A 25,602-nucleotide genomic window follows, 5' to 3' on the forward strand; every position below is an offset into this window, starting at 1 on the left:
AACGTAAGTGCTTGTCTTGCGTTAGATGTTTTTTTGATCTTATAAGACATTCTTCGATCTCGTAAGACATGCAATGATAAGAAGAACAAGGATCTTGATGTGAATTTCTATAAAGATATAATGATTTTCATATGTTGACACAAATTTTAAACCATGATATATTAATACACGTCGCTGTTGCCGGAGCTTTTGATAAAAAGGCAAAACGATGTGGGTTGTATGGAGGGGTACCAAAGTGGCCAAATGGGGCGGACTGTAAATCCGTTGCGGAAGCTTCGTAGGTTCGAATCCTACCCCCTCCACCATTAAGATCATAGGGGTGTAGTTCAGCTGGTAGAACGGCGGTCTCCAAAACCGCATGTCGTGGGTTCGAGTCCTGCCACCCCTGCCATTAGGATCAGTTGGGCAAAGCGGCTCCATTTTTGATTGGGGATTAGCCAAGCGGTAAGGCAACGGACTTTGACTCCGTCATGCGAAGGTTCGAATCCTTCATCCCCAGCCAGTTGCACTTTTTCATTTTGGTTGTATTGCATCGATCGGAGCATAGCGCAGCTTGGTAGCGCGCTTGGCTTGGGACCAAGAGGTCGGGGGTTCGAATCCCTCTGCTCCGACCATACTGTTTTTGGCATCAAGGCTTAGTTCACAAGCCACATGGATGGCTAAGTCTCGCCAAGAGTATTCCTCGATAGCTCAGCGGTAGAGCATCCGGCTGTTAACCGGAGGGTCGCAGGTTCGAATCCTGCTCGGGGAGCCATGCTTCCATAGCTCAGTCGGTAGAGCGCATCCATGGTAAGGATGAGGTCACCAGTTCGATTCTGGTTGGAAGCTCCAGATATTGCTTGGAGTGATGGCCGAGTAGGTCGAAGGCGCTCGATTGCTAATCGAGTATACGGCTAAAACCGTATCGAGGGTTCGAATCCCTCTCGCTCCGCCATTTGCGGGTGTAGTTCAATGGTAGAACTTCAGCCTTCCAAGCTGATAGCGTGGGTTCGATTCCCATCACCCGCTTCTAAACAAAAGACCAAACCTTCAAGTTGCAAAGGTGTGGTCTTTTTCTTTTATTATTTTCCCCAAGGGAAAAGTCTCGACTCAGGCACGAAAGAGCCAAGTTCAGCGTTTACCCGATAGGGATACATTTCGACTCAAACGCTAGAAATGGAGGAGTTCAATATGCCTTTATTTGATCAGATTCATCCTGCTATATACTATGAAGATTCGGGGCAGGGAGAGCCGGTTGTTTTTATTACCGGTTTGGGCGGAAATCATGGGAATTGGCGACCATATGTGCAGCGGCTGCAAAAGGATTTTCGCTGTATCACATTGGATAATCGGGGAACCGGACAATCGGGCAGACCGACGGAACCCTATACGATATCGGATATGGCGCAAGATGTGGTGCGTGTGTTTGATTATCTGAATATTCAGGATGCCCATGTAATCGGCAATTCACTAGGTGGACGAATTGCGCAACAAATTGCTGATTCGAATCCCAGGCGAATCAAATCCTTGGTTTTGATGTCGACGACGGCAAGTGTAAGTCCCTGGTATGATTCCATCTTGCAATCTTGGGAACGAATGCGCCGATATATGCCGTTGGAAGAGTACTATCGCTCAGTGGCCACTTGGCTATGTGGACCGTCAACTCATCGGCATCGAGGGTATATCGACGGTTTTGTCAAGTACTCGATAGAAAATGATACGCAATCATTGGAAGATTTTTTATTGCAGGTACAAGCCATTCGCACACAACAGGCAAATCTCCCATTGCAAGAAATGGATATGCCATGTTTATTGATTTGCGGACGGGAGGATCTTCCATTATTGCCGGATATGATTGAAATGTCAAAGCAAATCCCGTCCGCGAATTTACATATTATTGAACAGACGGGACATATGGCGGCATTTGAAAAATTTACAGAAGTTTGGCCGATCGTCCACAAATTTTTGACTGAACATTCCGCCCCCGGCAATTCGTGGCTCTCGTCACAGATTCAGCTTTAAAAACGAAAAGGGAACAACTGCTGCTCAAGCGGTTGTTCCCTTCACATGTTTATGAATCATTACACCCATGTATCGTCATTTCCGTTTCCGCCATCAAAGGGATCATCGAAGCTGTTGTCGTTATAACTTCCATCGTTATAATCCATTTGATCCGGTCCGCCAAAATCGCCACTGTTGCGATACATCAAATCATCGATTTCTTGTTGTTGAAGAATATTTTGCTCCTGCAATTGTTGAATCAATTGATCCTGCTCCATTAACTGAAATGCATCATATTGAGCCGCATTAATCCTTCCTTGCTCAAGCAAATATGTAAGAAGTGCGCCAGCTGCAAAACCGCCAGCCATCATCCCGAATCCTCGTCCTCCTCCTCCAAAACCATTTCCGCCGCCATATCCATAGGAATCACCGCTGAAACGCCCAAATCCCCCGCCCGGACCATATCCTCCATTCGATCCATAACCGCCGCGTGGATCGTATCGGTCAAATCTCCGGTTCTTGTTTTGTGTAAAGGGTCGAACAATAAACCAGTAAATCAGCAAAATGATAATGACAATCCCAAAAAACGACATGTACTCCCACTCCTTATACCATGTTCATTTGTGAAATACGGCGTATTTTTACTTTTACAATCATCGTTATGATAAGTATTTTAGCCTGTTGAACTGTTTTTGAAAACTGTTTGTTTGCAAAAAGCAAAATCGATTGACACATCAGGAATGTTTCGAGGAAATTGCAATTAGGATGTAATGTAGGATGTAATGTAGGATGTAAGTCAATCCGCTTGCACGGGAAAGGGGTTGCTGAAATGGCCAATATCAGCAAAATTACTGGGGAAACGTTTGCGTGTCCTTCGTATTCGATCTTTGATGTATTGCAGAATACAGTACAGCAGTATTGCGAGCATACGGCGATGATTTTTTTTGGCAAAGATATAACCTATCGAGTATTCCGACAAAAAGTAGAGCAGATAGCGGCAGTATTGTACGACAAAGGGGTTCGAAAGGGTGACCGGGTAGCTGTCATGCTGCCGAATTGCCCTGAGTATGTGATCAGTTTTTATGCATGTGCCCGCTTAGGTGCGATCCTCGTTCAGGTCAATCCCATGTATGTACAAAGTGAAGTCGACTTTTTGCTGAAAGATTCTGACGCAATTGTATGGATTGTATTGGATCAGCTCTATTCAAATTTGCGAGAATCGGATCATGTGAGGCAATTGCGGGCTTGTATTTTGGTTGGTTTTGCAAATCACACCAAAGGGATCGATGACACGAAGACGGCTGTGCAAAATGTTTTCCTATGGCAGCAGGAAATGCAGCGCAAACTTCCCACTCCCCCACAAACTCCGATAGATCCGGAAGCGGATGTGGCCGTATTGCAATACACCGGCGGAACGACTGGGCGTTCCAAGGGAGCGATGTTGACACATCAAAATATCGTGGCAAACGCTTATCAATCTTTGCAAATGTTGGGAAAAGAAAAAATTTCAGCAGAAGATAAAATATTGACTGTTGTGCCGTTATTTCATGTATACGGGATGACGGCTGCAATGAATTTGGCAGTGATCAATGGCGCTGCAATGATTCTATTGCCAAGATTTCAAATTGATGAAGTCCTGCAAACGATTCAGACGTATCGCCCCCGGTTTTTCCCGGGTGTTCCGACAATGTACATGGCAATTGCCAATCATCCGAATGCAGGCGACTATGGCGTGGATTGCATCGATATCTGCAACAGCGGTTCTGCTCCCCTGCCTTATGAAGTCATGAAACAATTTGAAACGAAAACGGGTGCAAAAGTATTGGAAGGATATGGATTGTCGGAAGCTTCTCCAGTCACTCACAGCATGCGTTTCGGGCAAGAACGCAAACCAGGAAGTATCGGTATGGTCGCACCAGGGACAGAAGCGGGGATTGTGGATGTAACCGAGGGGAAGAATTTTGTAAACGTTGGAGAATTAGGAGAACTTGTCGTCCGTGGCCCCCAAGTCATGAAAGGGTATTGGAATATGCCGGATGAAACGGCACAAACATTGCGGGATGGCTGGCTCTATACAGGTGATATTGCACGAATGGATGAGGATGGATATTTTTATATCGTCGATCGTAAAAAGGATATGATCCTATCGAGTGGCTACAATGTGTATCCGCGAGATGTGGAAGAAGTATTATACAAACATCCGAATGTTCAGGAGGCGGTCGTGATCGGAGTACCGGATGCGTATCGCGGGGAGACGGTAAAAGCATTTGTCGTGATGCGACAAAAGGGAGATAAAAACGAATGGGAAGCAGAGTTGGACAGATGGTGCAGAGCCCATTTGGCTCCTTATAAGGTACCGCGAATGTATGAGTTTCGCGACCAGCTCCCCAAAACGGCTGTTGGCAAAATTTTACGACGGGAGTTGCGTCAAGAAACCAGTGCTCCCTAGTTGGATTTACGAATGATACAGGCGTAAACTGCGAAACAACTGGTCTTTTGTCAATGATGTGGTACGACAGCCAATGCGGTACGAAAATGTTGCATCCTTCCAAGTGAATGATATAATGGAAAAATAGACGAAAACAACGAACATACAATCGAATGTTTTGACTGAAGGATGTTTTGACTGAAACTTGAAAGGGATTTTCTTTTTTTATCTTCAAACGACTAGTCGTTTGAAGATAGGAAGATATAGAGGAATAGGAGTGGCTTTTTTGACACGGGAAGAGATGTTGCAAGCGTTGCAAGAGTTTGAAACGGAAGATTTGGAAAAGGCTTTACAAGCTGCTCAAGCATCAAAATTGGCAAGAGAAGAACAGTTTTACTTTCTCCATTATTTCTTGCAAGAAGAGCGGATAGAAGATACGGAGAACAACCAAGCGGTTCTTACCATTCCGATTACGGACATGACATTGAATCCGATTCAAATGGTCCATGGTGGTGTGACTGCTCTCTTATGTGATAATGCCATGGGATATGCAAGTTTTCTCAAAGCGAAACGCTCTGGTGTGACACTCAATTTGAATGTTCAATACCATAAACCAGGGCTTGGGAAGTATTTAATCGCGAAAGCCGATGTGATAGCAGAAGGATCACAAATGAACGGGACCCGGTGTGAAGTACGGAATGAAACAGGAACATTGGTGGCTTCTGCAACGGCCACGTTTTATCATCGAAAATGAATAAAGCGCAAATGAATAAATACGGAAATCAAAATAAACACGCATGGAACAGACCCTTTGCCTGTTTTCATGCGTGTTTTCATTCATTGACTGGAATTTCGTTTCGGGAGCTGCATCACCCAGATTCCGTTTTGCACAAAAATGTTTCGATTTTCCCAATCTACAGCCTCCGGTAAAGGAACGGTACGCTCGAAATGTTGATAACTTGTTTTCCAAACAGCTCCAGAATCGAAATGTTTCTTTACTCCCTGTTCGACAATTCGCTTTACATACAACACATTGCCGCGCAATTGTGTTTGGATATCTTCCGGATTCTGAATTCCATGTAATTGAACCGTGATATAAACCGCATCTTGTGCATCATGAACTTGTAATTGCTGATTGAATTGTTGGAAAAAGGATTCCCAAAATTGAGGATGCAGCCATTTTTCGATATCCTGCAACAAAAAATCGTAAGACGATTGGGTATTGATAAAAGGGTCCCATTTTTTTATATCCTTATTCCGATCCATAACCGATCCCTTCTCTTCCTTTTCATAAAGAGGATGTTCAAAAAGTAGTCAAAACTCCACGGCGGATTGCTTTGCCGAATCCCCCAAAGGCTTACTCATGTACCAAACACGTACACTCCGTCGCCTTTTCGTGCTTCGGCTTTGCACTCCTTGTGTCTTACTTAACCACTTTTTGAACACACACATAAAGTAAAACGTAAAGAGAATGTTTACCATTAATGTATGTTGAGAAGGGAGATCAGGTGTATGTGTAGATGCAATATTGAAAAAGAAAAATCTCGAGACCTAGAATGCAATATTTTGCGCTTGTTTTGGGCCGGCTTCTTTTATTTCTTGCGGAACAGAAGAGAAGCGGCTGAAATTCTTTATAAATCGTTCTGCCAAACCGGATGCAGCTTGCGCATAAGCGTCTTGATCTTTCCAGGTGCTTGCGGGATTTAACAATTCGGTTGGCACGCCCTCCACAGTTTCTGGTATCGACAGGCCAAAATAGGGTTCTTCAATATAGCTGGCCTTCGCCAAAATTCCTTCTGTGGCAGCAGTTACCATGGCACGTGTATACGACAATTTCATACGCTCGCCAATTCCGTACGGTCCGCCTGTCCAGCCGGTGTTGACGAGATAGACATCCACTTGATGCTTTTGAATCTTTTCTTTTAGCATATTTGCGTAAACGACCGGTTCTAAAGGCAAGAACGGCGACCCGAAGCAAGTGGAAAATGTGGCTTCCGGTTCTGTTACGCCACGCTCCGTTCCGGCGAGTTTTGATGTATATCCGGACAAAAAATAGAACATTGCCTGATTCTCATTTAATTTTGCAATTGGCGGCAATACGCCGAATGCGTCGGCGGTCAGGAATACAATCACATCGGGAGTGCCGCCTACAGACGGAATCACCGCGCCGTCAATGCAGGTTAAGGGATAAGCGGCACGCGTATTTTCCGTCAATTTGGCAGAATCAAAATCTGCCGTTCGTGAAACTGGTTCGAGAACTACATTTTCGAGTACCGTTCCGAATTGGATGGCATTCCAGATTTGCGGTTCACTTTCTTTTTTTAGATGGATACATTTTGCATAACACCCGCCTTCTATATTGAACACGCCATGATCGGACCAAGCGTGTTCGTCATCTCCGATGAGAGATCGTTTTGGATCGGCGGACAAGGTGGTTTTTCCAGTGCCGGATAGTCCAAAAAATAATGCGACTTTCCCTGAATCACCCATATTTGCCGAACAATGCATCGATAAAACATTTTGCATGGGCAAAATATAATTCATGACAGTAAAGATCGATTTCTTCATCTCGCCGGCATAATGTGTTCCGCCGATCAAAACGACGCGCTTTTCAAAGGATACGATAATAAATGTTTCGGAATGTGTTCCATCTACCGCTGGATTTGCTTGAAAATCAGGAACAGCTATGACTGTAAATTGTGGAATATGAGCATTCAATTCTGCGGTCGTAGGCCGGATAAACAATTGACGGACAAATAGATTTTGCCAGGCAAATTCATTTACGATGCGGATTGGCAGGCGGTATGCCGCATCGGCTCCCGCAAATCCATCAAATATGAATAATTCTTTGTCTTTGATATACTCCTGCACTCGCGCGTATATGGAATTGAATTGTTCAACAGAAATCGGCTTGTTTACATCTCCCCAGGCAATATGTTCATGCACACTTGGCTCATCGACCAAAAATTTATCTTTCGGCGATCTTCCCGTGTATTTTCCTGTTTCTACACAAAACGCGCCAGTGTCGGCAAGAATTCCTTCATGGCGGCGAATCGCATATTCCACAAGCTCTGCAACGGATATGTTGCGGTGGACTTGCAATGGATGTTCGCGGATCATGGAATCTAGTAAAAGATTGTGAGGATGAGCAGTTTGCAAGAGATTCAAATCCTTTCATTTGAAAATAATAAATTTCGAATTGATTCAATGCGATGAACACAACGTAAAATAGTATGACACATTATGAAGAATAAAACAGAATATTATAAATGTGATACAGTAATAATACTCGAAAATAGTGAATTTTGCCACCGTATTTTATGACTAGTTCTTGAAAAACCTCCGAAGTATCTCAGTTTTGCAAAGAATAGTATGACATATTAATTTTTCTCAAAGACTTTTCATAGAATTTGCTGTTTGCTATATGTAAAACGTATAATAGAAATGCTTCATTTTAGTCTTTTGAAAGCGAATGGTATAAGCAAGGGGGAAGCGGTTCTGTCACAAATCTTCGGACTGTTAAAAGATTATTGGGTATTGGTGGCCATATGTCTGATTCTCCTATTCGTTTTACGGATATTTTTTCGCGCAATCTTCCGAATTGCAGTCATTGCAGCGATCGTATGTTTTGTTTTGGTTTTCTTTTTTCATGTTCCGCCGGCAAAGATTACACAGTGGGGGAAGCAAGTGTCTTCGACTGTTGACGACAGTTTGAAACAATCGATTCAAGCTGCCATCCAAAAGGAATGGAAAGAAGCGAAATACACGTTTCATCCCGACGGGTCCTATGAGATCCAAACGACACATCTGAAAATTATCGGGAAAAAGGGAGATCCGACTGCAACTGTATATTTCAATGGACATAAAGTGGAAATCAATATAAATGATTTGGGAGAACAGGTAAAAAGGGACATTGAACAACAACAACTTGGACATTGAGAATCGAACATTTTATCCAGCGAACAGGAGTTTTGAACAATATGTTGATTGATCTCAGAAGTGATACCGTAACAAAACCAACGGCAGCCATGCGCAAAGCAATGGCTGACGCGGAAGTCGGGGATGATGTCTACAAGGAAGACCCCACAGTCAATCGCTTGGAAGAATTGGCCGCCGACATGCTCGGAAAGGAAGCCGCCCTGTTCGTGACTAGCGGCACGCAAGGCAATCAAATCGCCGTTTTGACACATACTGCTCCCGGGCAAGAAATTTTGTTGGAAGCGGAATCCCATATTTTTTATTATGAAGCTGGCGCAGTTGCCGCTTTAGCAGGTGTTCAGACGAGAACGATTCCGGGAATCCGCGGCGCCATGGAGCCGAAACTGGTGGAAGCAGCCATTCGCGGGGAAGATATCCACTTTCCGGCCACAGCCTTGTTATGTCTGGAAAACACTCATAACCGTGCTGGCGGCGCTGTCTTGCCGCTCTCTTATATGGCTGTTTTATACGATTTGGCAAAGCGGCGGCATGTTGCTGTACATATGGATGGCGCGCGATTGTTTAATGCAGCCGTTGCATTAGGCGTGGATGTGCGGGCGATTGCCGAACATGTAGACACCGTTCAAATTTGTTTGTCGAAAGGTCTGGGGGCACCTGTCGGCTCGATTTTGGCGGGACCGAAAGTATGGATCGCAAAAGCGAGAAAATGGCGCAAACGGTTGGGCGGCGGCATGCGGCAAGCGGGTGTGATCGCAGCGCCCGGAATTCTCGCGCTGACGGAAATGGTGGAACGGTTGGCGGAAGATCATGCGCATGCCAAACAGCTCGCATATGCTTTGGCGGAAATGAAAGGCATCACGATTCGCCCTGAACATATAGAGACAAATATCGTGATTTTTGATGTTGCAAAAACCGGCCGTTCAGCGGACGAATGCGTAGTAGCATTGAAAAACGAGGGCATCCTTGCAACCAGTTTTGGTCCGACGTGTATCCGCCTTGTCACACACAAGGATATTGGCCAACAGGATATCGAAACAGCGATTCATCGAATGAACAACATCTTTTCACAATAGATCAAAAGCATCCTGGTCCACAAAACGCATACTGGCACACAAAAAAGTCCGTCTCGCCGGAGTCACAACAACATGCGGCGAGACGGATTTTTTTGAGTTCTCGTTATAACCGTTTTGCACCGATATAACGCGGACTCCAATAGGGATTATCAAGGCTGGAAATGGAAACCCCGCGGGAAGTGGTCGCCGAAATAAATTGGCGATTTCCAATATAAATGCCTACGTGTGAGGCTCCGGGGGCATATGTTGAGAAAAATACCAAATCACCCGGTTGCAGTTCGGAAACAGGCGTGCCCAATTGAAACATTTGTGCGGCTGTTCGCGGTAATTGCATGCCATTTTGTGAAAAGACAAATTGTATAAACCCTGAACAGTCAAATCCGGATGTGCTTGTCCCGCCAAACACATACGGCGTTCCCAGATATTTTTCGGAAAACTGAATCATCTGATCTGCTTTTAACACCGATTCATCCACAGGTTTGGCGGAGGGAGCAGCGGGTACGGGAACCAATAGATGTTTCGAGTCAGATGTGATCATTGCTGTTTGATCACTTGGATTCCACTGAACGTTTGAGCCGAATGCTTCGGCAACAAACCGCAATGGAACATATGTGCGGTTGTCTTTGATGACAGGATTGCTGTCCAGAGACGTTTGCACTCCGTTCACATAGGCGAAGGGCTGGTCTGTTTCGAGCACGACTTGTTTTGATCCATCGTTCATGATGACCTGAATTTGTTGTCCTTTGCTTTGCCAACGGACGTGATATCCCAATGACTGGGAAATGAACCGTATTGGAACTTGTGTGTGATTTTGTTGATCGATAAACGGTTTCGCATCCGGGAATTGAACGACGTTTTGGACATTTGTTGCGGCAAATGCTTGTGTGCCAAAAACAGAACAGACAGACAGGACTCCCACAGTCATGAGAGTTGTAACAAACTTTTTCAAATGTTCCTCCTTATGCCTGCGAGGTTAGTTGACGGATTCGGGTTGAGGAAACCCTATGTACGTCAAGCGTACAATTCACCCCAAAAAATATCCCCCGTTCCAACGGATGTGGATTCGGCATATACCTATACGAAAAATACTACACAATCTTCAAATGTTAGACGAATGTGCGCAATACGTAAGATTCGACAAAAATCTTAAAATTCCTTTAAGGTTTGATTTCCTTTTTATTACAAATATTTTTATTACATGTATTTGCAAGTTTTCTTGGTTGTATTTGCGCGTTTTCCTTGTCTGCTTTTGGCTACGAAATCAAACCTGCCGTTTGCAGCCCGTAACGAATCCCGCCACCGTCAACGGAACGCGTGACGAATTTCGCATATTGTTGAACTTCCGGCTTTGCATTTCCCATCGCAATCCCTAGACCCACGTACGACAGCATTTCACGATCATTTAGCCCATCACCGAAGGCGATCGTCTCTTCTTTCGACAGGCCGATGTGTTCTAATAATTTTTTTATGCCGATCGCTTTTGAGCCGTTGCTCGGTAAAACGTCCATCGAGAATTTGTGCCAGCGGATAAAAGCAAAATCCCCAAACTTGCCATTATAGTGGACTTCTTCGTGTTTTTGGCAATACAGAAGCGCCTGATATATATTTGTATTAAAATCCGGGTTTTTATACAAAGGAGACGGTACGCGCAAATCCTGGAAGGATTGTTCAATGTGTGAATGTTTGTTTGCATTTGCAAAGCATTGCTGGTGATCTAAAAATACCAGTGGATGATTGAGATTTGTTGCATATGTCTGAAGATCTTGCAATTTTTGGGAATGTAAAGGGTTTTCAAAGATGGTTTTTCCTTTGTATACTACAAAAGAACCATTAAAACTGACAAATGTATCGATATTTAATTGTTTTGCAATCGCAGCCAAATGAAAGGGGGCTCTGCCTGTCGCAATTGCTGTCAGGACTCCTTGTTTCTGCAGTTGCTGTACCGCCCATTTTGTGTCTTCCGGGATTTGTTTTTCATGATTGACGAGGGTTCCATCGATGTCAAAAAAGACAATTTTATATGCCATTCGGAAACTCCTTTATCTTTGATATTCATTGGTAGAGTACTCAAAGAGAGGTGAATCCGTCAATAGGCAATGGAGAAAATTCATTGCTGCTGTTTTTGGTGCTACTGTTTTTTTAGTATTTCAACCTGGTCTTCTAACCGCTCAATTCGGACGGTATGACGATCTGTACGCTTTTCCAGCAGAAAAAAGTATCCGGACATGTCTATTTTTAGTTCCCTGATATCTTCTTCCATTATATTCAATCGTTCTTCCACTTGATCCAACCTTGCTTCCACTTGGCTCAAACGTTCTTCCACTTGATCCAACCTTGCTTCCACTCTGTCCAGTCGTGCTTCCACTTGATCCAGGCGCTCCTCAATTGCATCCAATCGATGATGAATCCTTTCTTCGCTTTCTTTCAACATTTGTTGAATTCGTTCTTCACTTTCTTTTACAATCATTCGTACAATACTGCTCATTTGATCAATCAACATTTTTCCATCCATCTTAAAACCACCTTTCTATCATTTTTGTCAGTATAACATAGATTTCCTTTTTTGATTCATGAACAATTTTAAAACGGCTTTGTCAAATCGAAAGATTCAACAAAGCCATCTCGCAGAAGCCGATAGAAGCCGGAGTATCTTTCCGTCAGGGATCAGTCTCGGATACGTCTCGAATACAGATAAAGCGCCAAGGTTCGGCTTTATTCCATATTCATCTCCGAATCAACGTTCACCTCGGAGACAACCGGCACCTCGGAGGCAACCGATACATCCGATTGCTTTCTGGTGACAAGCCCAACTCCTGCCACAATGCATAAACCTCCCAGAAGAAAACTCCAATCCAAATGTTCGTGCAAAAAAAACCATCCAAGGACAGCACCGACCAACGTTTGGAAAAAAATAAATAAAGAGCCAATGCTTGCATCCATATATTCCAGGCCTTTGTTCCAACAAAAAAACGCAACAGCAGTGGATACGATCCCCAAATACAGAATGCCGGCGAACATCGACGGTTTTGCAAGAAGATAGAAAGAAAACGAATGCAAATTCTCCCAAACCATAACTGGCGTTGTCATGAAGATGGCAAACAATAAGGAGTATGTTGTGACAACCAAGGCAGAGTGCCGCTCAGATGCTTGTTTGGCAAACACGGAAAGCAGCGCCCAAGTGACAGCAGCCGCGACGAGAAACAAATTTCCCAATAGTGTGCTTTGTCCTTGTCCCGGCACTCCGATTACAATCCACATGCCGATATTCGTCAGTACAAGGGATACAATTTTCTGTATCGATAGATGCTCTTTTAATACCATGCGAGCAAAGATCAATGTGAAAACGGGAGATGCTGCTGTTATCAGAGCACCTGTATGTGCATCGGAAAGTTTCGTGCCGATAAATTGAGCACCGACCGATAAAAAATAACCGATAAAACCAATCTTGGCAAACATGTACCAATCCGCTTTCTGAAACCGCTTTGGCGATCGCTGTTGTTTGGTTCGCAAAACTCCATATAAAACGACCCAAGCGATACAGTACCGCATCCATAATAATGTAAATGGCGGAATGTATTGCAGTACATATTTGCTTATGACATACATTCCTCCCCAGATGCTTGCGGCAAGAAATAAAAACAATGCTCCGACCCATTGATGATTGATTTTTGACATAGTAAGCCCTCCGATGATGGGATTGGAATGGTAAAGTCCCGAAACGGAGGAGCAGCTTTCCGCCCGATTCCTCCGTTTCTAATGCCGGCGGAGGCTGGGAACGTCGTTTTCAAAGCGAATACGCATCGGCCTGTGCTCCTTTCTGCGAAAACACCTGATTCGATTTTGCATTTCAAATCGAACAGATCCATTTTACTACCTTTCCGAATTTTGTGAAATCCTTCCTTTAGGGAAAAATAAAACCTCTAGGAAAAAAATAAAACCTCTAAACCGGGATTGCGGGCTTAGAGGTCAAAATCCGGAAAACGAATGTTGAATCAAATGCTGCACCATTCAGTTTCTTGTTTTACTCCTATTCTTCATATTTGCTTACACAGCGTTCGCATTCATGGTGGAGAGATTCTACCTGCTCCTCGATTTCCTTTCCGCATTCTACACACAATTTTTTTGGCAGCTCTTGATTCGGTCTTCTTGTCATATTCATCTGTAGTTCCTCCTTTAATTATTATATAACAATATATTGTTATTATATCTGTAATATAACAGTTTGTGAAGAGAAAATTTTAATCATTTGTAAATCGAGTGTGACGAAAGGAAAAAATTTTTGTTTTTGAGAAAAAAGGGGGTTTTCAAATCTGTTATCTAATAGTATAATCAAAACACAAACTGTTATATATCAGAATGATCGTATTCAAAGAACAGTTGGAAAAAGGAGAGGAGAGCAGCCATGAGTATTGAGACACAGTCCAGAAACATGCAAGTCATCGGGCCGCTGTTACCGGGTTTTGCTGAGATTCTGACGCCGGAAGCATTGCAATTCCTCGAGTTGCTGGAATGCAACTTCGGTGAAAGACGGAAAGAACTTTTACGGTGCAGAGAAGAACGCCAAAGGGAAATTGACGCTGGCAAGCTCCCGGGATTCCTTCCGGAAACACAGTTGATTCGCAACAGCGACTGGAAGGTAGGAGCAATTCCAGAAGATCTCAAAGACAGGCGCGTGGAAATCACCGGTCCTGCCAGTGATCGGAAAATGGTGATCAACGCCCTAAACTCCGGTGCCAAGGTTTTTATGGCAGATTTTGAGGATGCGAATTCGCCCACATGGAGCAATACGATTCAGGGACAAATCAATATGCGTGATGCCATTCGGAAAACGCTATCGTACGTAAGTACGGAAGGCAAGCAATACGCGTTAAAAGATACGGTAGCGACATTGATCGTTCGTCCGCGGGGATGGCATTTGGAAGAAAAACATCTATTGCTCGATGGAAAACCGTTGTCTGGAAGTCTCGTCGATTTTGGGCTTTACATATTTCATAATGCACATCAACTCCTTGAAAACTCCAGTGGACCCTATTTTTATTTGCCAAAATTGGAAAGCCATCTGGAAGCAAGGCTCTGGAACGATGTGTTTGTGTTTGCGCAAGAGATGTTGCAAATTCCAGTCGGAACGATTAAAGCAACCGTATTGATCGAAACAATACTGGCAACTTTCGAAATGGATGAAATTTTATATGAGTTGCGTGAACACATGGCAGGCTTGAACTGCGGACGTTGGGACTATATTTTCAGTTACATCAAAAAGTTTCGCAACTTGCCGGAGTGTATCGTGCCGGATCGGGCGCTTGTCACGATGACTGTGCCATTTATGCGGGCATATTCCTTATTGACCATCAAAACATGTCATCGCCGCAACGCCTATGCGATCGGTGGAATGGCTGCGCAAATTCCCGTCAAGAACAATCCGGCCGCCAATGAAGAAGCGTTCCGAAAAGTACGCATGGATAAGGAACGGGAGGCGCAAGACGGCCATGACGGCACATGGGTCGCACATCCGGGATTGGTTCCGGTAGCGATGGAAGTGTTTGATGAATGGATGAAAGGCCCCAATCAACTGGACAAAACGTTGAACGATCTGGAGATTACGGCGGAACAGCTGCTTGAAGTGCCGCAAGGTGCTATTACGGAAAAAGGTTTACGAACCAACATACGCGTTGGGATTCAATATATCGAAGCTTGGCTGCGGGGATTCGGCGCCGTACCTCTATATAATCTGATGGAAGATGCCGCAACGGCCGAGATCTCCCGTGCTCAAGTCTGGCAGTGGATACGTCACCCCAAAGGCATTTTGGATGATGGCAGAAAGGTGACTGTAGAGTTATTTCAAACAATCTTGCAAGAAGAATTGCAAACGATCAAAGATTTGATCGGACACAAAAATTTTGAACAGGGGCAATTTCGACTTGCGACCGAGTTGTTTGCAAAACTGACACTCGATGATGTGTTTCCGCCATTTCTTACATTAGACGGTTATAACCATTTGCATTAAATACAAAGGTTATGTAAAAAAACTATCAATCGAAACTATGAAATGATGGTTAAAATTTGAGGAGGAGAGACAAATGAAACAAGAATCACGGAAAGAAGCGGCACAAAAACTGGAGCAAGAGTGGAAAACAGAGCGTTTTCAAGGGATCACAAGAAACTACTCGGCGGAAGATGTGATTCGGTTGCGCGGCTCCATTTCCATCGAACATACTCTCGCACGTTTGGGCGCAGAACGCCTTTGGAACTTGCTTCATACAGAACATCATATCAAGGCGCTCGGTGCATTGACGGGGAATCAGGCAGTGCAGCAAGTAAAAGCAGGCTTGCAAGCCATCTATCTGAGCGGTTGGCAAGTAGCGGCAGATGCCAACCTCTCAGGTCAAATGTACCCGGACCAAAGCTTATATCCGGCCAATAGCGTACCGCATGTAGTAAAGCGGATCAACCAAGCGTTTCAACGGGCAGATCAAATCGATCATATGGAAGGCAATTCCGATACGTACTGGTTTGCACCGATTGTTGCAGATGCGGAAGCGGGATTTGGCGGACCGTTAAACGTGTTTGAACTGATGAAAAGCATGATTGAAGCGGGCGCAGCAGGCGTGCATTTCGAAGATCAACTGGCATCTGAGAAAAAATGCGGTCATATGGGAGGGAAAGTATTAATTCCTACTTCGCAAGCGATCCGAAATCTCACATCGGCCCGTTTCGCCGCTGACGTAATGGGTGTGCCAACCGTTATCATTGCACGTACGGATGCCAATGGCGCACATCTGATTACGAGTGACATCGACACAAGGGATCGGGAATTTTTGACAGGCGAGCGGACCGCGGAAGGATTTTTCCGGATGCGCGGCGGACTGGATGCGGCGATTGCTCGTGGGTTGTCTTATGCCCCTTATGCAGATCTGATCTGGTGTGAGACATCCGAGCCAAATATTGAGGAAGCCCGCCGGTTTGCTGAAGAGATTCATGCAAAATTTCCGGGTAAGCTGTTGGCATACAATTGTTCGCCATCCTTTAACTGGAAACGGAAGTTGAGTCAGGAAGAAATTGAAACGTTCCAAGTGCAGCTTGGCGAGATGGGATACAAATTCCAATTTGTCACACTTGCCGGATTCCATGCGCTCAATCACAGCATGTTTGAACTGGCGCGCAATTACAAAGACCGTGGCATGGGAGCCTATTCGGAACTGCAGCAGGCGGAGTTTGCCAGCGAACCATACGGATATACAGCCACCAAGCATCAACGTGAAGTGGGAACCGGATATTTTGATCAAGTGTCATTGGCTGTTTCAGGCGGAGCTTCTTCCACCACAGCGCTTACCGGTTCAACCGAGGAAGAACAATTTACGACTGTATCGTAAGATTGATCAATCGGTTTGTCTCATACGTTTGTTTCATACGTTTAGCAAGTTTCGCAGTATCCTCCAAACCCCATACGAATCGCCTCCGCAATGGAGCAGCATTTCTTCCGTCACATCGAATGGAAGGAATGCTTTTTTTACTTACATGTGGCGTTCAGGTATAATAATAAGGATTGGTTTGGGGTGGGAGGAGAACGTTCGATGCTTACCAAACATGAGCAAATTCTGCAATATATCGAAGCTCTGGAAGTCGGCGAAAAAATATCGGTTCGGCAAATTGCAAAAATCCTGGACGTCAGCGAAGGGACTGCGTATCGTGCACTAAAAGAAGCAGAGACGCGGGGAATCGTCAGCACGATTGAACGAGTCGGTACGATCCGAATTGAAAATCAGCAGAAAAAAATTGAACGGCTGACATTTGCCGAAGTTGTCAATATTGTCGATGGTACAGTACTTGGCGGACATAACGGATTACATAAAACGCTTTACAAATTTGTCATAGCTGCCATGCAATTGGAGGCAATTCCGAAATACATAGATCATGACAGTTTGCTCATCGTAGGCAACCGAATGCAAGTGCAGCGTATGTCATTGGAGCATGGAGCGGCTGTTTTGGTTACCGGCGGCTTTAATATCAACGACGATGTAAAAGAATTGGCGGATCAATTGCAATTGCCGGTTATTTCCTCTTCATACGATACATTTACGGTAGCTTCCTTAATTAACCAGGCGATATATGACCGGATGGTAAAAAAAGATGTATTGCTGGTTGAGGATATTATTGCAACACAAACGCCCGCGTTTTTGAAAGAAGATCATTTGGTGAAGGACTGGCATAGCTTGTTGGAACATACAGGCCATTCCCGTTTTCCGGTTGTGGATGAAGAACTGCGGGTGATTGGCATGGTATCACCTCGGGATATGACCGGGGCTGCCATGGACACACCGGTTTCTTCCGTGATGACGCCGCATCCGCATACGGTTTCCATCCACACATCCGTTGCTGCAGCCGCCAATCTCATGGTATGGGAAGGGTTTGAGCTTTTGCCTGTCGTGGATAAACAGAAACTCGTTGGCGTCATCAGCCGCCAAGATGTGATCAAGGGCATTCAGATCAGTCAAAAACAGCCGCATATGACAGAAACGATGGAGGATTATGCGTTAAAAGGGTTTGAAGAAGAGCGAACAGACGATCGCGGGATTTGTTTAATGGGAGAAGTTACACCTCAGATGACAAACCGGCTGGGCAGCCTCAGTTCCGGAACGATGATGCTGCTGATTGAAGCTGCGGTGATTCGGGTATTGCGGCGATTAAAGACGACCGATATGATTGTCGAAAGTACGTCCATCTACTTTATAAAACCGGTGATGGCAGGAAGCTTTATCCGTGTACAAGCGCATGTACTCGATATTGGCCGAACATTTGGCAAAGTAGAAGTAGAAATCCTGCATCAGGAAGAAATCGTCGGCAAAGCGTTAGTGACAGCCCAAACATCGTCGCGTTTGTAATTACCTGTTGTTATCCGTTTTAAACTGTAATGCAGAATACAGACATACTGCGAGAAATTTGGTTAAACTAAGGGCAGATTTGTAGAAGCAGATTTGCAAGAATAGAAAAAGTCCAGATGTGGAGGGAACACAATGCGCAAGGTCATCATTCTAGGAACAGGTCCTGCCGGTTTGACAGCGGCGATTTATTTGGCCCGTGCCAATATGCAGCCATTAGTGATCGAAGGGAATCAGCCGGGTGGACAGCTTACGATCACTACTGAAGTGGAAAATTTCCCAGGTTTTCCAGATGGAATTATGGGGCCGGAATTAATGGAAAATATGCGTAAACAAGCAGAGCGTTTCGGTGCTGAATTTATGCGGGGATGGGTAACAGATGTGGATCTTTCCAAGCGTCCGTTCACAGTGTCTGTAGAAGAACAAGGTGATATGCAAGCAGAGAGTTTGGTGATATCGACCGGAGCTTCAGCAAAATTGCTGGGAATCCCGGGTGAAACGGAGAATATGGGGAGAGGCGTTAGTGCATGCGCTACTTGTGACGGATTCTTTTTCCGCGGCAAAAAGGTGATCGTAGTAGGCGGCGGCGACTCAGCCATGGAGGAAGCGAATTTTTTGACGCGCTTTGCGTCTGAAGTGCAGCTTGTCCATCGCCGCAATGAATTGCGCGCATCGAAAATTATGCAAGACAGGGCTCAAAAGAATGAAAAAATTCATTGGAGTCTCAATGTTGCGCCGCTGGAAGTCGTTGCTGAAAACAATCGGGTAACCGGTTTAAAAGTGACAAACAACGAGACGGGCAAAGAAGAAATAATCCCTACAGATGGAATCTTCGTCGCCATCGGCCATAAACCGAATACGGAGTTTTTAAAGGGTCAACTCGATACGGATGAACTTGGGTATATCAAAGTCAAGCCGGGAACGACAGAGACGAACATACCCGGGGTTTTTGCGTGTGGAGACGTGCAAGATCATATCTATCGGCAGGCGGTTACTGCAGCAGGCAGCGGTTGTATGGCAGCATTGGAATGTGAACGGTTTTTGGAAGGACAAGGAGCAATGGATTGGAGCAAATCCTTGTCGTAAAGAGTATTGTTGAGGGGGAACCGCGTGTTCCCCCTGCTTTCCATTCTTAATAGACCGGGACTGTTTTGCATACTTGAGTATATCCAGGTACAAGCAAGAAGAACAATACGAAGATAATCAAAAACACGACCGCCCAACGAGTGAAAGCACCGAAGCATCCGTCGACCATACGTCTACCCCCCTTACGTGAATCACATCATTCCTAACTCATAGTCTTTTGTGGAATTCATTAGTAGCCGGCTGCACCGTATCCGGGTACAAGCAAGAAGAAGAGTACGAAGATGATCAGGAAAACAACTGCCCACTGTGTGTAATATCCAAATGTACCGTACATAGTAAAACCTCCTTGTTAACCAAAGTCTACATTACAATATGAGCGGGAACAGAACTTGGCAACGGCGAATGTACCGGGAGGGTTGTTTTTAAAGGAGGAAACGTCATGCAAGTAAGCACCAACCGAAAAAACGTAACGATTGCCATGATGATTGCCACATTTTTAGCGGCGATCGAGGTTACGGTTGTCAGTACTGCAATGCCTACAATTATCAGTGATCTAGGCGGAATCAACCTGATCAGTTGGGTGTATGCCGTCTATTTGTTGACGACTTCGGTTACTACGCCGATTTATGGCAAGTTGGCGGATTTGTTTGGCAGAAAGATGATTTTCTCGGTTGGGACGCTCATATTCTTATGCGGTTCCATGCTTTCCGGTTTGGCCCATTCCATGGATCAATTGATTTTCTTTCGCGCGATCCAAGGAATCGGCGCCGGAGCGGTCATGCCGATCACTTTTACAATCATCGGCGATATTTATACTTTTGAAGAACGTGCCAAGATGCAGGGATTATTCAGTGGCATTTGGGGGATTTCCGGTATTTTAGGGCCCCTTGTGGGCGGTTTTTTTGTGGATGCTATCTCCTGGCGCTGGATTTTTTATTTTAATGTTCCGTTCGGGTTGGTATCGCTGATCATGGTATGGATGTTTTTGCATGAAACCTTTGAAAAGAAAAAACATCAAATTGATATTCTTGGCGCAGGTGTGTTTACCATTGGTGCAACTGCGTTATTGTATGCGCTTTTAAGCGGCGGGCAAACTTGGCCATGGAGTTCGCCTGTCCTGATCGCATTGTTCTGTCTGGCATTCGCTGCACTATTGCTATTTGTAAGGATTGAAACAAAAGTAAAGGAGCCGATTTTGCCGCTGCATTTGTTTCGGATGCGTGTCATTTCCGTATCCAATTTGGCTTCTTTTCTCATCAGTGCCGTTCTGATTGGAATCAATGCATATGTACCGCTGTGGATCCAAGGGGTGTTAGGGTATAGCGCGACCGGATCCGGACTTACTTTAACTCCAATGTCCATTAGTTGGACGTTGGGAGCTATCGTCGGCGGGCGGCTGATGCTAAAAATCGGTTCTCGTAAAGTCGCTTTGATCGGTACGCTCTGTATTGCAATTGCTTCGATATGGGCTGCAACAGTTTCGATCCATACCGGTTATGTAATATTTGTATGCATCATGTTTATTGCCGGCGTTGGTTTTGGGTTTTCCGTCACATCCTTCACTGTTGTCGTACAATCTTCTGTATCCTGGAATTTACGGGGTGTTGCTACTGCATCCATTTCTTTCGTACGTACACTGGGACAGATGATCGGCGTGGTCCTGTTTGGGACTGTATTCAATCATACTTTGCAGGGATTCCTAAAAGGACATTCTGTACAAGGAATCAATACGATAGAAGATTTTAACAAATTGTTAAATCCGGAATTTGCCAAACAGCTGCCGCAGCCGTTGCTGCATACATTGCGGGAAGTGTTCGTATCCGGAATTTCCCATGTTTATCTATCCTTGGCTGTTATTGCAGTGCTGGGCTATATTGCTACATGGCGTTTGCCCCGTTTTGAAGGGAACGCAAACGCCCAAAAATCAGAATAATTCCTTCCGTTGTCAAACATACTATTTGAGGGGATGTAAGATTGCGGACAATTCCGCGAATGGTTTCATTGGAAGGCGTTCTATTGTCTCATTTGTGCATGCAAATACCCGAGTATTCACAGGAGGCGGTCGATCATGGAGAAAGTAAAGAAAACCCAGAATCCAGTTCCTGAGTATAAGTTGGATAATAAGAATACGCGCAGCACCCCAACGATTGATACAAAAGAAATGTCAGAAAGCCGGAATCGGATAAAACGGTAATCGGACATACGCACTCATCCAGTAAACTGGAATGAGTGTTTTTTATTCTTTTAGAAGAATCATCCTGAAAATGGTATACTATGTACAATCCTCCTTTTGACACGCCAGTTGTTTCTTAGTGAATCGTCTTTGAAAATAGTGTGCCAAATGGAGGATTCCAAACCATTTCATGTGAGATAGGGGAGAGTTGTTTGAATATCACGGTTGTTGGGGCAGGGGCGGTTGGCGGCTATTTTGGCGGCCGCTTGGCGGAAGCGGGCGCAAACGTTACGTTTCTCGTGCGTGAAAAACGGGCATTGCAGTTGGAACAAACCGGGCTGCAAATCGAGAGTCCATTCGGAAATGTCGTGTTGCATCCTGTGATTGCAACAGATGTGACTGCGATTGAACATTGCGATCTGATTCTATTATCTGTTAAAAATTATCATTTATCATCTGTTCTGGAAACGATCTGCCCTCTCATTCAAAAAGGTGCGAAAGTATTGCCATTGCTCAATGGCGTTGAGCATTTCGAGATGTTGCAACATGCGTTCGGAAAAGATACAGTATTAGGCGGTTTGTGCCATATTATCGCCACATTGGATCAGGATGGTAAAATCATACATACGAACCAAATTCACAGCATGACATTTGGACCGATCGAGCCGCAACAGACAACATTTTGCCAAGAGTTTTACGCATTAGCCAAAAAAGCCAATTTTGATATCAGTTTCAAAGAAAATATTTGGCATTCCATTTGGCACAAATATGTATTCATCACCGCGTTTTCCGGAATTACGACAGCGTCCCGCTTGTCGATTGACGGAGTTGTCGGTTGTGATGCTACTCGCTGCGTATTGCAGCGCTCTTTAGAGGAAATGTGTTCGCTGGCAGCCAAATACGGCGGGCAGCAAGCAGAGGATTATGTAACAAAAACGTTGCTGATGTTGGAAAAAATGGCAGAAGGTACGACTTCCTCCATGCACCAGGATTTTCGGAAAGGATTAGAGTTAGAAGTGGAGAGTCTGCAAGGAGCGGCCGTGAGGCTTGCCCATAAAGCATCTTTGCAAGTGCCGGTAATTGAAACCCTTTATGGGCTGATTAAACCTTTTGAAAAAGGGAATTGCTGTTAAAATGGAATTGCTGTTAAAATGCAGTGTGACGATCATGGAGAATAGTGAAAGCTTATAAGGGGAGATGGATTCTCCCCTGTTTGAATTCATCAAGATTAGGGGCGCAATCGAATCAAGGAGGAGACTATGCGGACTGTTTATAAAGCTTTGACTTTTACGTATATCGTCTACGCGGTGGGAATTTTGGCGTATATTTATACACAAGATCCTTCCCGCGTTCCAGTATATGATATCGGCGGAGTGAGTGATCCGACAACATTTATGAGCCGAGCGCAAATTCATGAAGCAAATGCGGTCTCTCGTTTGCAGTATGTGAGTTTCTTTATTTTTGAACCATTGCAATGGATCATTTATTTCGTTGTGCTCACTAGCGGAGTCTCGGGAAGAATGAAATACATGACACAGCAAATGACACATGTGAAAGCATTCCAAAGGATTCTATATGTGATTGGTCTGTTGGCGCTGCTTTTTATCGTACATTTGCCGATCAATGGATTTTATTTTGTGATCGACCATCTGTATCATTTATCAAGCCAAACCGCGAGTTCTTGGTTGGGTGACTTGTTAAAATCGTTTGGACTTGACTTGATTACACAAGTTCCGTTATTTTTGGGCGTTTTCTGGCTGATCAAAAAACAACCCAATCGTTGGTGGATTTCGATCTGGGTGTTGTCAATTCCCATTACGATTTTCCTCATGTTTATCCAGCCGCTCGTCGTGGATCCCATATTTAATACGTTTCAGCCACTGCCTGACCAACAATTGAAAGCGGAAATCATATCGTTGACGACAAAAGCCCACATTCCTACAGATCAAATTTATGTGGTGAATAAATCAAAACAAACAAATGAACTGAACGCATACGTAACAGGAATTGGCAGCCAAACGCGAGTAGTATATTGGGATACGTTATTGCATTCGATGACAAAAGGGGAAATTGTATTTGTTACCGCACACGAAATCGGCCATTATGTGCTGCACCACATTTACATCGGAATTGTGGTGGGTCTGCTCATAGGTTATGGTGTGTTATGGGTGTTTTATCGACTTTATCTGTGGATCGTACAGCGTTTCAAAGAAAGCCTGCATATCGATGGACCGCATGATTTTGTCGCTCTGCCGTTGTTGTTATTGCTGTATTCCGTGCTCTCGTTTGCCATCCTGCCGGTGGAAAACGCAATCTCCCGGACGATGGAACATCAGGCGGATCAATATGCGATGATGTTGACACACGATAAGAAAGATGCGATACAATCGTTTCAAATGTTTGCAAAACATGACTTGCAAGCTGTCAATCCCCCTTTCCTGGTCTACATCTTTTTAGACGATCACCCGACGCTGTTGCAGCGCATCGATTTTGTTGCACATTGGAAATCGTAATGGAAACATAATGGGCAGATAGGAATTGAAAATGATAATCATCTATTGAAAAAATTTTTTTATTCTGGTATTGATTGTAGTATGTATGAATCGTTTGATATGGATTGTGTAGGGGAGAAATTGAAACCGGAAACTGAGAATAGAGGGAAGCGGGACATGTTGACACAAGAAGGTTCGCAGCAACTGGCAAGAACAGCATTGGCTTTGCAAAATGGATATACGAGTCATCCGGAATTTTCGAATAAAAACAAAATCGTACCAAATCGCGAAGAAGTGATCTCGATCCTCATGGAAATTCGCGGCGTACTGTTGCCGGGATATTTTCCTTCTTCCGTCGACGAGAAAAATCCAGTGACGTTGTTGGAAGTATTAGGCGCCATACAGTGGCGTCTGGCACGATTGATCCATGATTCGATCGAACATGCGTGCCCGCAAACCTGTAAAATGAATCCCAACTGCATCTGTGAAATATTTCGGCTGAGTTTGGATAAATCGACACAGTTGGTCGAACGATTGCCGGATATTCGGGAAATTCTTTTAAAAGATATTCAGGCTGCATATGATGGAGATCCGGCTGCCAGCAATCTGGATGAGATTATTCTGGCATATCCCAGCCTGTTTGCCGTAATGGTGTACCGGATTGCGAATATTTTACACAAATTAGACGTTGGTTTAATTCCGCGCATTATGACGGAATATGCCCATAGCCGCACGGGAATTGACATTCATCCCAGCGCCAGTATCGGCCACAGCTTTTTTATCGATCATGGAACAGGTGTCGTCATTGGGGCTACATGCGAAATTGGAAACCATGTAAAAATATACCAAGGTGTTACGCTAGGCGCGTTAAGCTTTGAGAAAGATGAAGCAGGCGCTTTGGTGCGCGGCACAAAACGGCATCCCACCATTGAGGATCATGTAACCATTTACGCAGGAGCAACAGTACTCGGAGGATCTACAGTGATCGGCGCAGGATCTGTGATCGGGGGCAATGTGTGGCTGACGGAAAGTGTTCCTCAGCGCAGCAAAGTCATCAGCCGCCCGCAAATTGAGTTGCGAAAATGAATACGAAACGGAAGCTCAAATGATTCCAATCTTTTGGTTTCAAAAAATTGGATAGGCGTGTGCGCTCTTGACGAAATTAGAGTTTCCTCGTATTATATACCCTATATGGTATATGAATGAATGGGAGGAAACAACGATGTTTGGTTCGAAACCTAAAATAATAAATATTACATCCTTTGATGTGAATCAACGATTAAAGAAAGGTGAAACACTTACAATTATCGATGTCCGTGAAAACGATGAAGTAGCTGCGGGCAAGATTCCAGGAGCCAAACATATCCGTTTGTCTGAATTGCCGCAGCGCATCCACGAGATTCCTAAAAACGCAGAAGCAATTATGGTTTGCAGAAGCGGTGGCCGCAGTGCGAAAGCGTGTGAGTTTCTCCTGAGCCAAGGATACCGCAATGTAAAAAATCTAATGGGCGGCATGCTTGGTTGGGACGGGGATATCGAACGATAAAGAAGACGT

General features: G+C 44.6%; 24 protein-coding genes, 8 tRNA genes and 1 riboswitch. Of the genes, 23 read left to right on the forward strand and 9 right to left on the reverse strand.

The annotated features are described in order from the left end of the window. The first annotated feature begins 221 nt into the window (after nucleotides 1–221). The 9 genes from LSG31_RS16340 (at nucleotide 222) to LSG31_RS16380 (ending at nucleotide 2,001) form a co-directional block, all read left to right on the forward strand. Nucleotides 222–305 (forward strand) — tRNA-Tyr (locus LSG31_RS16340). Between the two features lie 10 nt (nucleotides 306–315). Continuing rightward, nucleotides 316–391, forward strand: a tRNA-Trp gene (locus LSG31_RS16345). A 36-nt stretch (nucleotides 392–427) separates the two neighbouring features. Beyond that, nucleotides 428–502: transfer RNA gene (locus tag LSG31_RS16350), tRNA-Gln, on the forward strand. A gap of 35 nt (nucleotides 503–537) precedes the next feature. Continuing rightward, nucleotides 538–614 (forward strand) — tRNA-Pro (locus tag LSG31_RS16355). Between the two features lie 65 nt (nucleotides 615–679). Continuing rightward, nucleotides 680–754: transfer RNA gene (locus LSG31_RS16360), tRNA-Asn, on the forward strand. 1 nt (nucleotide 755) lies between these two features. Further along, a tRNA-Thr gene (locus tag LSG31_RS16365) sits at nucleotides 756–831 on the forward strand. Nucleotides 832–841: 10 nt separating this feature from the next. Beyond that, a tRNA-Ser gene (locus LSG31_RS16370) sits at nucleotides 842–934 on the forward strand. A 3-nt stretch (nucleotides 935–937) separates the two neighbouring features. Then, nucleotides 938–1,008: transfer RNA gene (locus LSG31_RS16375), tRNA-Gly, on the forward strand. 162 nt (nucleotides 1,009–1,170) lie between these two features. Continuing rightward, the gene (locus LSG31_RS16380) at nucleotides 1,171–2,001 is read left to right on the forward strand and encodes an alpha/beta fold hydrolase (RefSeq protein ID WP_347436131.1); all 831 of its coding nucleotides are present in this window, start codon (nucleotides 1,171–1,173) and stop codon (nucleotides 1,999–2,001) included. A gap of 59 nt (nucleotides 2,002–2,060) precedes the next feature. Here LSG31_RS16380 and LSG31_RS16385 read toward each other — a convergent pair whose 3' ends face one another. Then, nucleotides 2,061–2,573, reverse strand: a complete 513-nt coding sequence (locus tag LSG31_RS16385) for a hypothetical protein (RefSeq protein ID WP_347436132.1) — start codon at nucleotides 2,571–2,573, stop codon at nucleotides 2,061–2,063. 236 nt (nucleotides 2,574–2,809) lie between these two features. Here LSG31_RS16385 and LSG31_RS16390 point away from each other — a divergent pair, with 236 nt between their 5' ends. Both LSG31_RS16390 and LSG31_RS16395 read left to right on the forward strand, forming a co-directional pair. Beyond that, entirely contained in the window at nucleotides 2,810–4,429 is a 1,620-nt protein-coding gene (locus tag LSG31_RS16390; RefSeq protein WP_347436133.1) for a long-chain-fatty-acid--CoA ligase, read from the forward strand. Nucleotides 4,430–4,685: 256 nt separating this feature from the next. Further along, complete coding sequence (locus LSG31_RS16395; RefSeq protein WP_347436134.1) at nucleotides 4,686–5,162, forward strand: PaaI family thioesterase; 477 nt, start codon at nucleotides 4,686–4,688, stop codon at nucleotides 5,160–5,162. An 83-nt stretch (nucleotides 5,163–5,245) separates the two neighbouring features. Here LSG31_RS16395 and LSG31_RS16400 read toward each other — a convergent pair whose 3' ends face one another. Together LSG31_RS16400 and pckA are read right to left on the reverse strand one after the other, a co-directional pair. Next, on the reverse strand, nucleotides 5,246–5,674 hold the full coding sequence (locus tag LSG31_RS16400) for an Hsp20/alpha crystallin family protein (protein ID WP_347436135.1): 429 nt from the start codon (nucleotides 5,672–5,674) through the stop codon (nucleotides 5,246–5,248). Between the two features lie 285 nt (nucleotides 5,675–5,959). Then, nucleotides 5,960–7,528 carry a phosphoenolpyruvate carboxykinase (ATP) gene (pckA, locus tag LSG31_RS16405; RefSeq protein WP_347439540.1) on the reverse strand — a complete coding sequence of 523 codons (1,569 nt, stop codon included), beginning with the start codon at nucleotides 7,526–7,528 and terminating at the stop codon, nucleotides 5,960–5,962. Between the two features lie 324 nt (nucleotides 7,529–7,852). On the opposite strand from pckA, the gene LSG31_RS16410 reads away from it, so the two are divergent. Together LSG31_RS16410 and ltaE are read left to right on the forward strand one after the other, a co-directional pair. Then, on the forward strand, nucleotides 7,853–8,347 hold the full coding sequence (locus LSG31_RS16410) for a hypothetical protein (RefSeq protein ID WP_347436136.1): 495 nt from the start codon (nucleotides 7,853–7,855) through the stop codon (nucleotides 8,345–8,347). Nucleotides 8,348–8,388: 41 nt separating this feature from the next. Continuing rightward, entirely contained in the window at nucleotides 8,389–9,420 is a 1,032-nt protein-coding gene (gene ltaE / locus LSG31_RS16415; RefSeq protein ID WP_347436137.1) for a low-specificity L-threonine aldolase, read from the forward strand. A gap of 103 nt (nucleotides 9,421–9,523) precedes the next feature. On the opposite strand, the gene LSG31_RS16420 is transcribed toward ltaE, so the two are convergent. From LSG31_RS16420 to yhfH, 5 genes are all read right to left on the reverse strand, one after another. Continuing rightward, complete coding sequence (locus LSG31_RS16420; protein ID WP_347436138.1) at nucleotides 9,524–10,369, reverse strand: C40 family peptidase; 846 nt, start codon at nucleotides 10,367–10,369, stop codon at nucleotides 9,524–9,526. Then, nucleotides 10,368–10,499: riboswitch (cyclic di-AMP (ydaO/yuaA leader) on the reverse strand. (Overlaps the previous gene by 2 nt.) A 174-nt stretch (nucleotides 10,500–10,673) precedes the next feature. Next, nucleotides 10,674–11,447, reverse strand: a complete 774-nt coding sequence (locus tag LSG31_RS16425) for a Cof-type HAD-IIB family hydrolase (protein ID WP_347436139.1) — start codon at nucleotides 11,445–11,447, stop codon at nucleotides 10,674–10,676. A 101-nt stretch (nucleotides 11,448–11,548) separates the two neighbouring features. Beyond that, nucleotides 11,549–11,932 carry a hypothetical protein gene (locus LSG31_RS16430; protein ID WP_347436140.1) on the reverse strand — a complete coding sequence of 128 codons (384 nt, stop codon included), beginning with the start codon at nucleotides 11,930–11,932 and terminating at the stop codon, nucleotides 11,549–11,551. 200 nt (nucleotides 11,933–12,132) lie between these two features. After that, nucleotides 12,133–13,095 carry a DMT family transporter gene (locus LSG31_RS16435; protein ID WP_347436141.1) on the reverse strand — a complete coding sequence of 321 codons (963 nt, stop codon included), beginning with the start codon at nucleotides 13,093–13,095 and terminating at the stop codon, nucleotides 12,133–12,135. A gap of 352 nt (nucleotides 13,096–13,447) precedes the next feature. After that, nucleotides 13,448–13,579 carry a protein YhfH gene (yhfH, locus tag LSG31_RS16440; RefSeq protein ID WP_347436142.1) on the reverse strand — a complete coding sequence of 44 codons (132 nt, stop codon included), beginning with the start codon at nucleotides 13,577–13,579 and terminating at the stop codon, nucleotides 13,448–13,450. A gap of 243 nt (nucleotides 13,580–13,822) precedes the next feature. On the opposite strand from yhfH, the gene aceB reads away from it, so the two are divergent. From aceB to trxB, 4 genes are all read left to right on the forward strand, one after another. Continuing rightward, nucleotides 13,823–15,424 (forward strand): malate synthase A, encoded by a 1,602-nt coding sequence (gene aceB / locus LSG31_RS16445; protein ID WP_347436143.1) that lies wholly within the window; start codon nucleotides 13,823–13,825, stop codon nucleotides 15,422–15,424. A 73-nt stretch (nucleotides 15,425–15,497) separates the two neighbouring features. Continuing rightward, nucleotides 15,498–16,790, forward strand: a complete 1,293-nt coding sequence (aceA, locus tag LSG31_RS16450) for an isocitrate lyase (protein ID WP_347436144.1) — start codon at nucleotides 15,498–15,500, stop codon at nucleotides 16,788–16,790. A gap of 201 nt (nucleotides 16,791–16,991) precedes the next feature. Continuing rightward, entirely contained in the window at nucleotides 16,992–18,299 is a 1,308-nt protein-coding gene (locus LSG31_RS16455) for a DRTGG domain-containing protein (RefSeq protein WP_347436145.1), read from the forward strand. A 132-nt stretch (nucleotides 18,300–18,431) separates the two neighbouring features. Next, entirely contained in the window at nucleotides 18,432–19,382 is a 951-nt protein-coding gene (trxB, locus tag LSG31_RS16460) for a thioredoxin-disulfide reductase (protein ID WP_347436146.1), read from the forward strand. Nucleotides 19,383–19,428: 46 nt separating this feature from the next. On the opposite strand, the gene LSG31_RS16465 is transcribed toward trxB, so the two are convergent. Further along, nucleotides 19,429–19,551 (reverse strand): hypothetical protein, encoded by a 123-nt coding sequence (locus tag LSG31_RS16465; protein WP_347436147.1) that lies wholly within the window; start codon nucleotides 19,549–19,551, stop codon nucleotides 19,429–19,431. Between the two features lie 270 nt (nucleotides 19,552–19,821). Here LSG31_RS16465 and LSG31_RS16470 point away from each other — a divergent pair, with 270 nt between their 5' ends. From LSG31_RS16470 to LSG31_RS16495, 6 genes are all read left to right on the forward strand, one after another. Further along, on the forward strand, nucleotides 19,822–21,315 hold the full coding sequence (locus tag LSG31_RS16470) for an MDR family MFS transporter (protein WP_347436148.1): 1,494 nt from the start codon (nucleotides 19,822–19,824) through the stop codon (nucleotides 21,313–21,315). A 135-nt stretch (nucleotides 21,316–21,450) separates the two neighbouring features. Continuing rightward, entirely contained in the window at nucleotides 21,451–21,576 is a 126-nt protein-coding gene (locus tag LSG31_RS16475; RefSeq protein WP_347436149.1) for a hypothetical protein, read from the forward strand. Nucleotides 21,577–21,767: 191 nt separating this feature from the next. Further along, nucleotides 21,768–22,688, forward strand: coding sequence for a ketopantoate reductase family protein (locus tag LSG31_RS16480; protein ID WP_347436150.1), 921 nt, complete (start codon nucleotides 21,768–21,770; stop codon nucleotides 22,686–22,688). A gap of 126 nt (nucleotides 22,689–22,814) precedes the next feature. Continuing rightward, nucleotides 22,815–24,068, forward strand: a complete 1,254-nt coding sequence (locus LSG31_RS16485) for a M48 family metallopeptidase (protein ID WP_347436151.1) — start codon at nucleotides 22,815–22,817, stop codon at nucleotides 24,066–24,068. Nucleotides 24,069–24,224: 156 nt separating this feature from the next. Beyond that, nucleotides 24,225–25,133 (forward strand): serine O-acetyltransferase, encoded by a 909-nt coding sequence (locus LSG31_RS16490; protein WP_347436152.1) that lies wholly within the window; start codon nucleotides 24,225–24,227, stop codon nucleotides 25,131–25,133. 136 nt (nucleotides 25,134–25,269) lie between these two features. After that, the gene (locus LSG31_RS16495; RefSeq protein ID WP_347436153.1) at nucleotides 25,270–25,593 is read left to right on the forward strand and encodes a rhodanese-like domain-containing protein; all 324 of its coding nucleotides are present in this window, start codon (nucleotides 25,270–25,272) and stop codon (nucleotides 25,591–25,593) included. Nucleotides 25,594–25,602 lie beyond the last annotated feature (9 nt).

It is taken from the genome of Fodinisporobacter ferrooxydans, assembly GCF_022818495.1.
Classification (GTDB): Bacteria; Bacillota; Bacilli; order Tumebacillales; family MYW30-H2; genus Fodinisporobacter; species Fodinisporobacter ferrooxydans.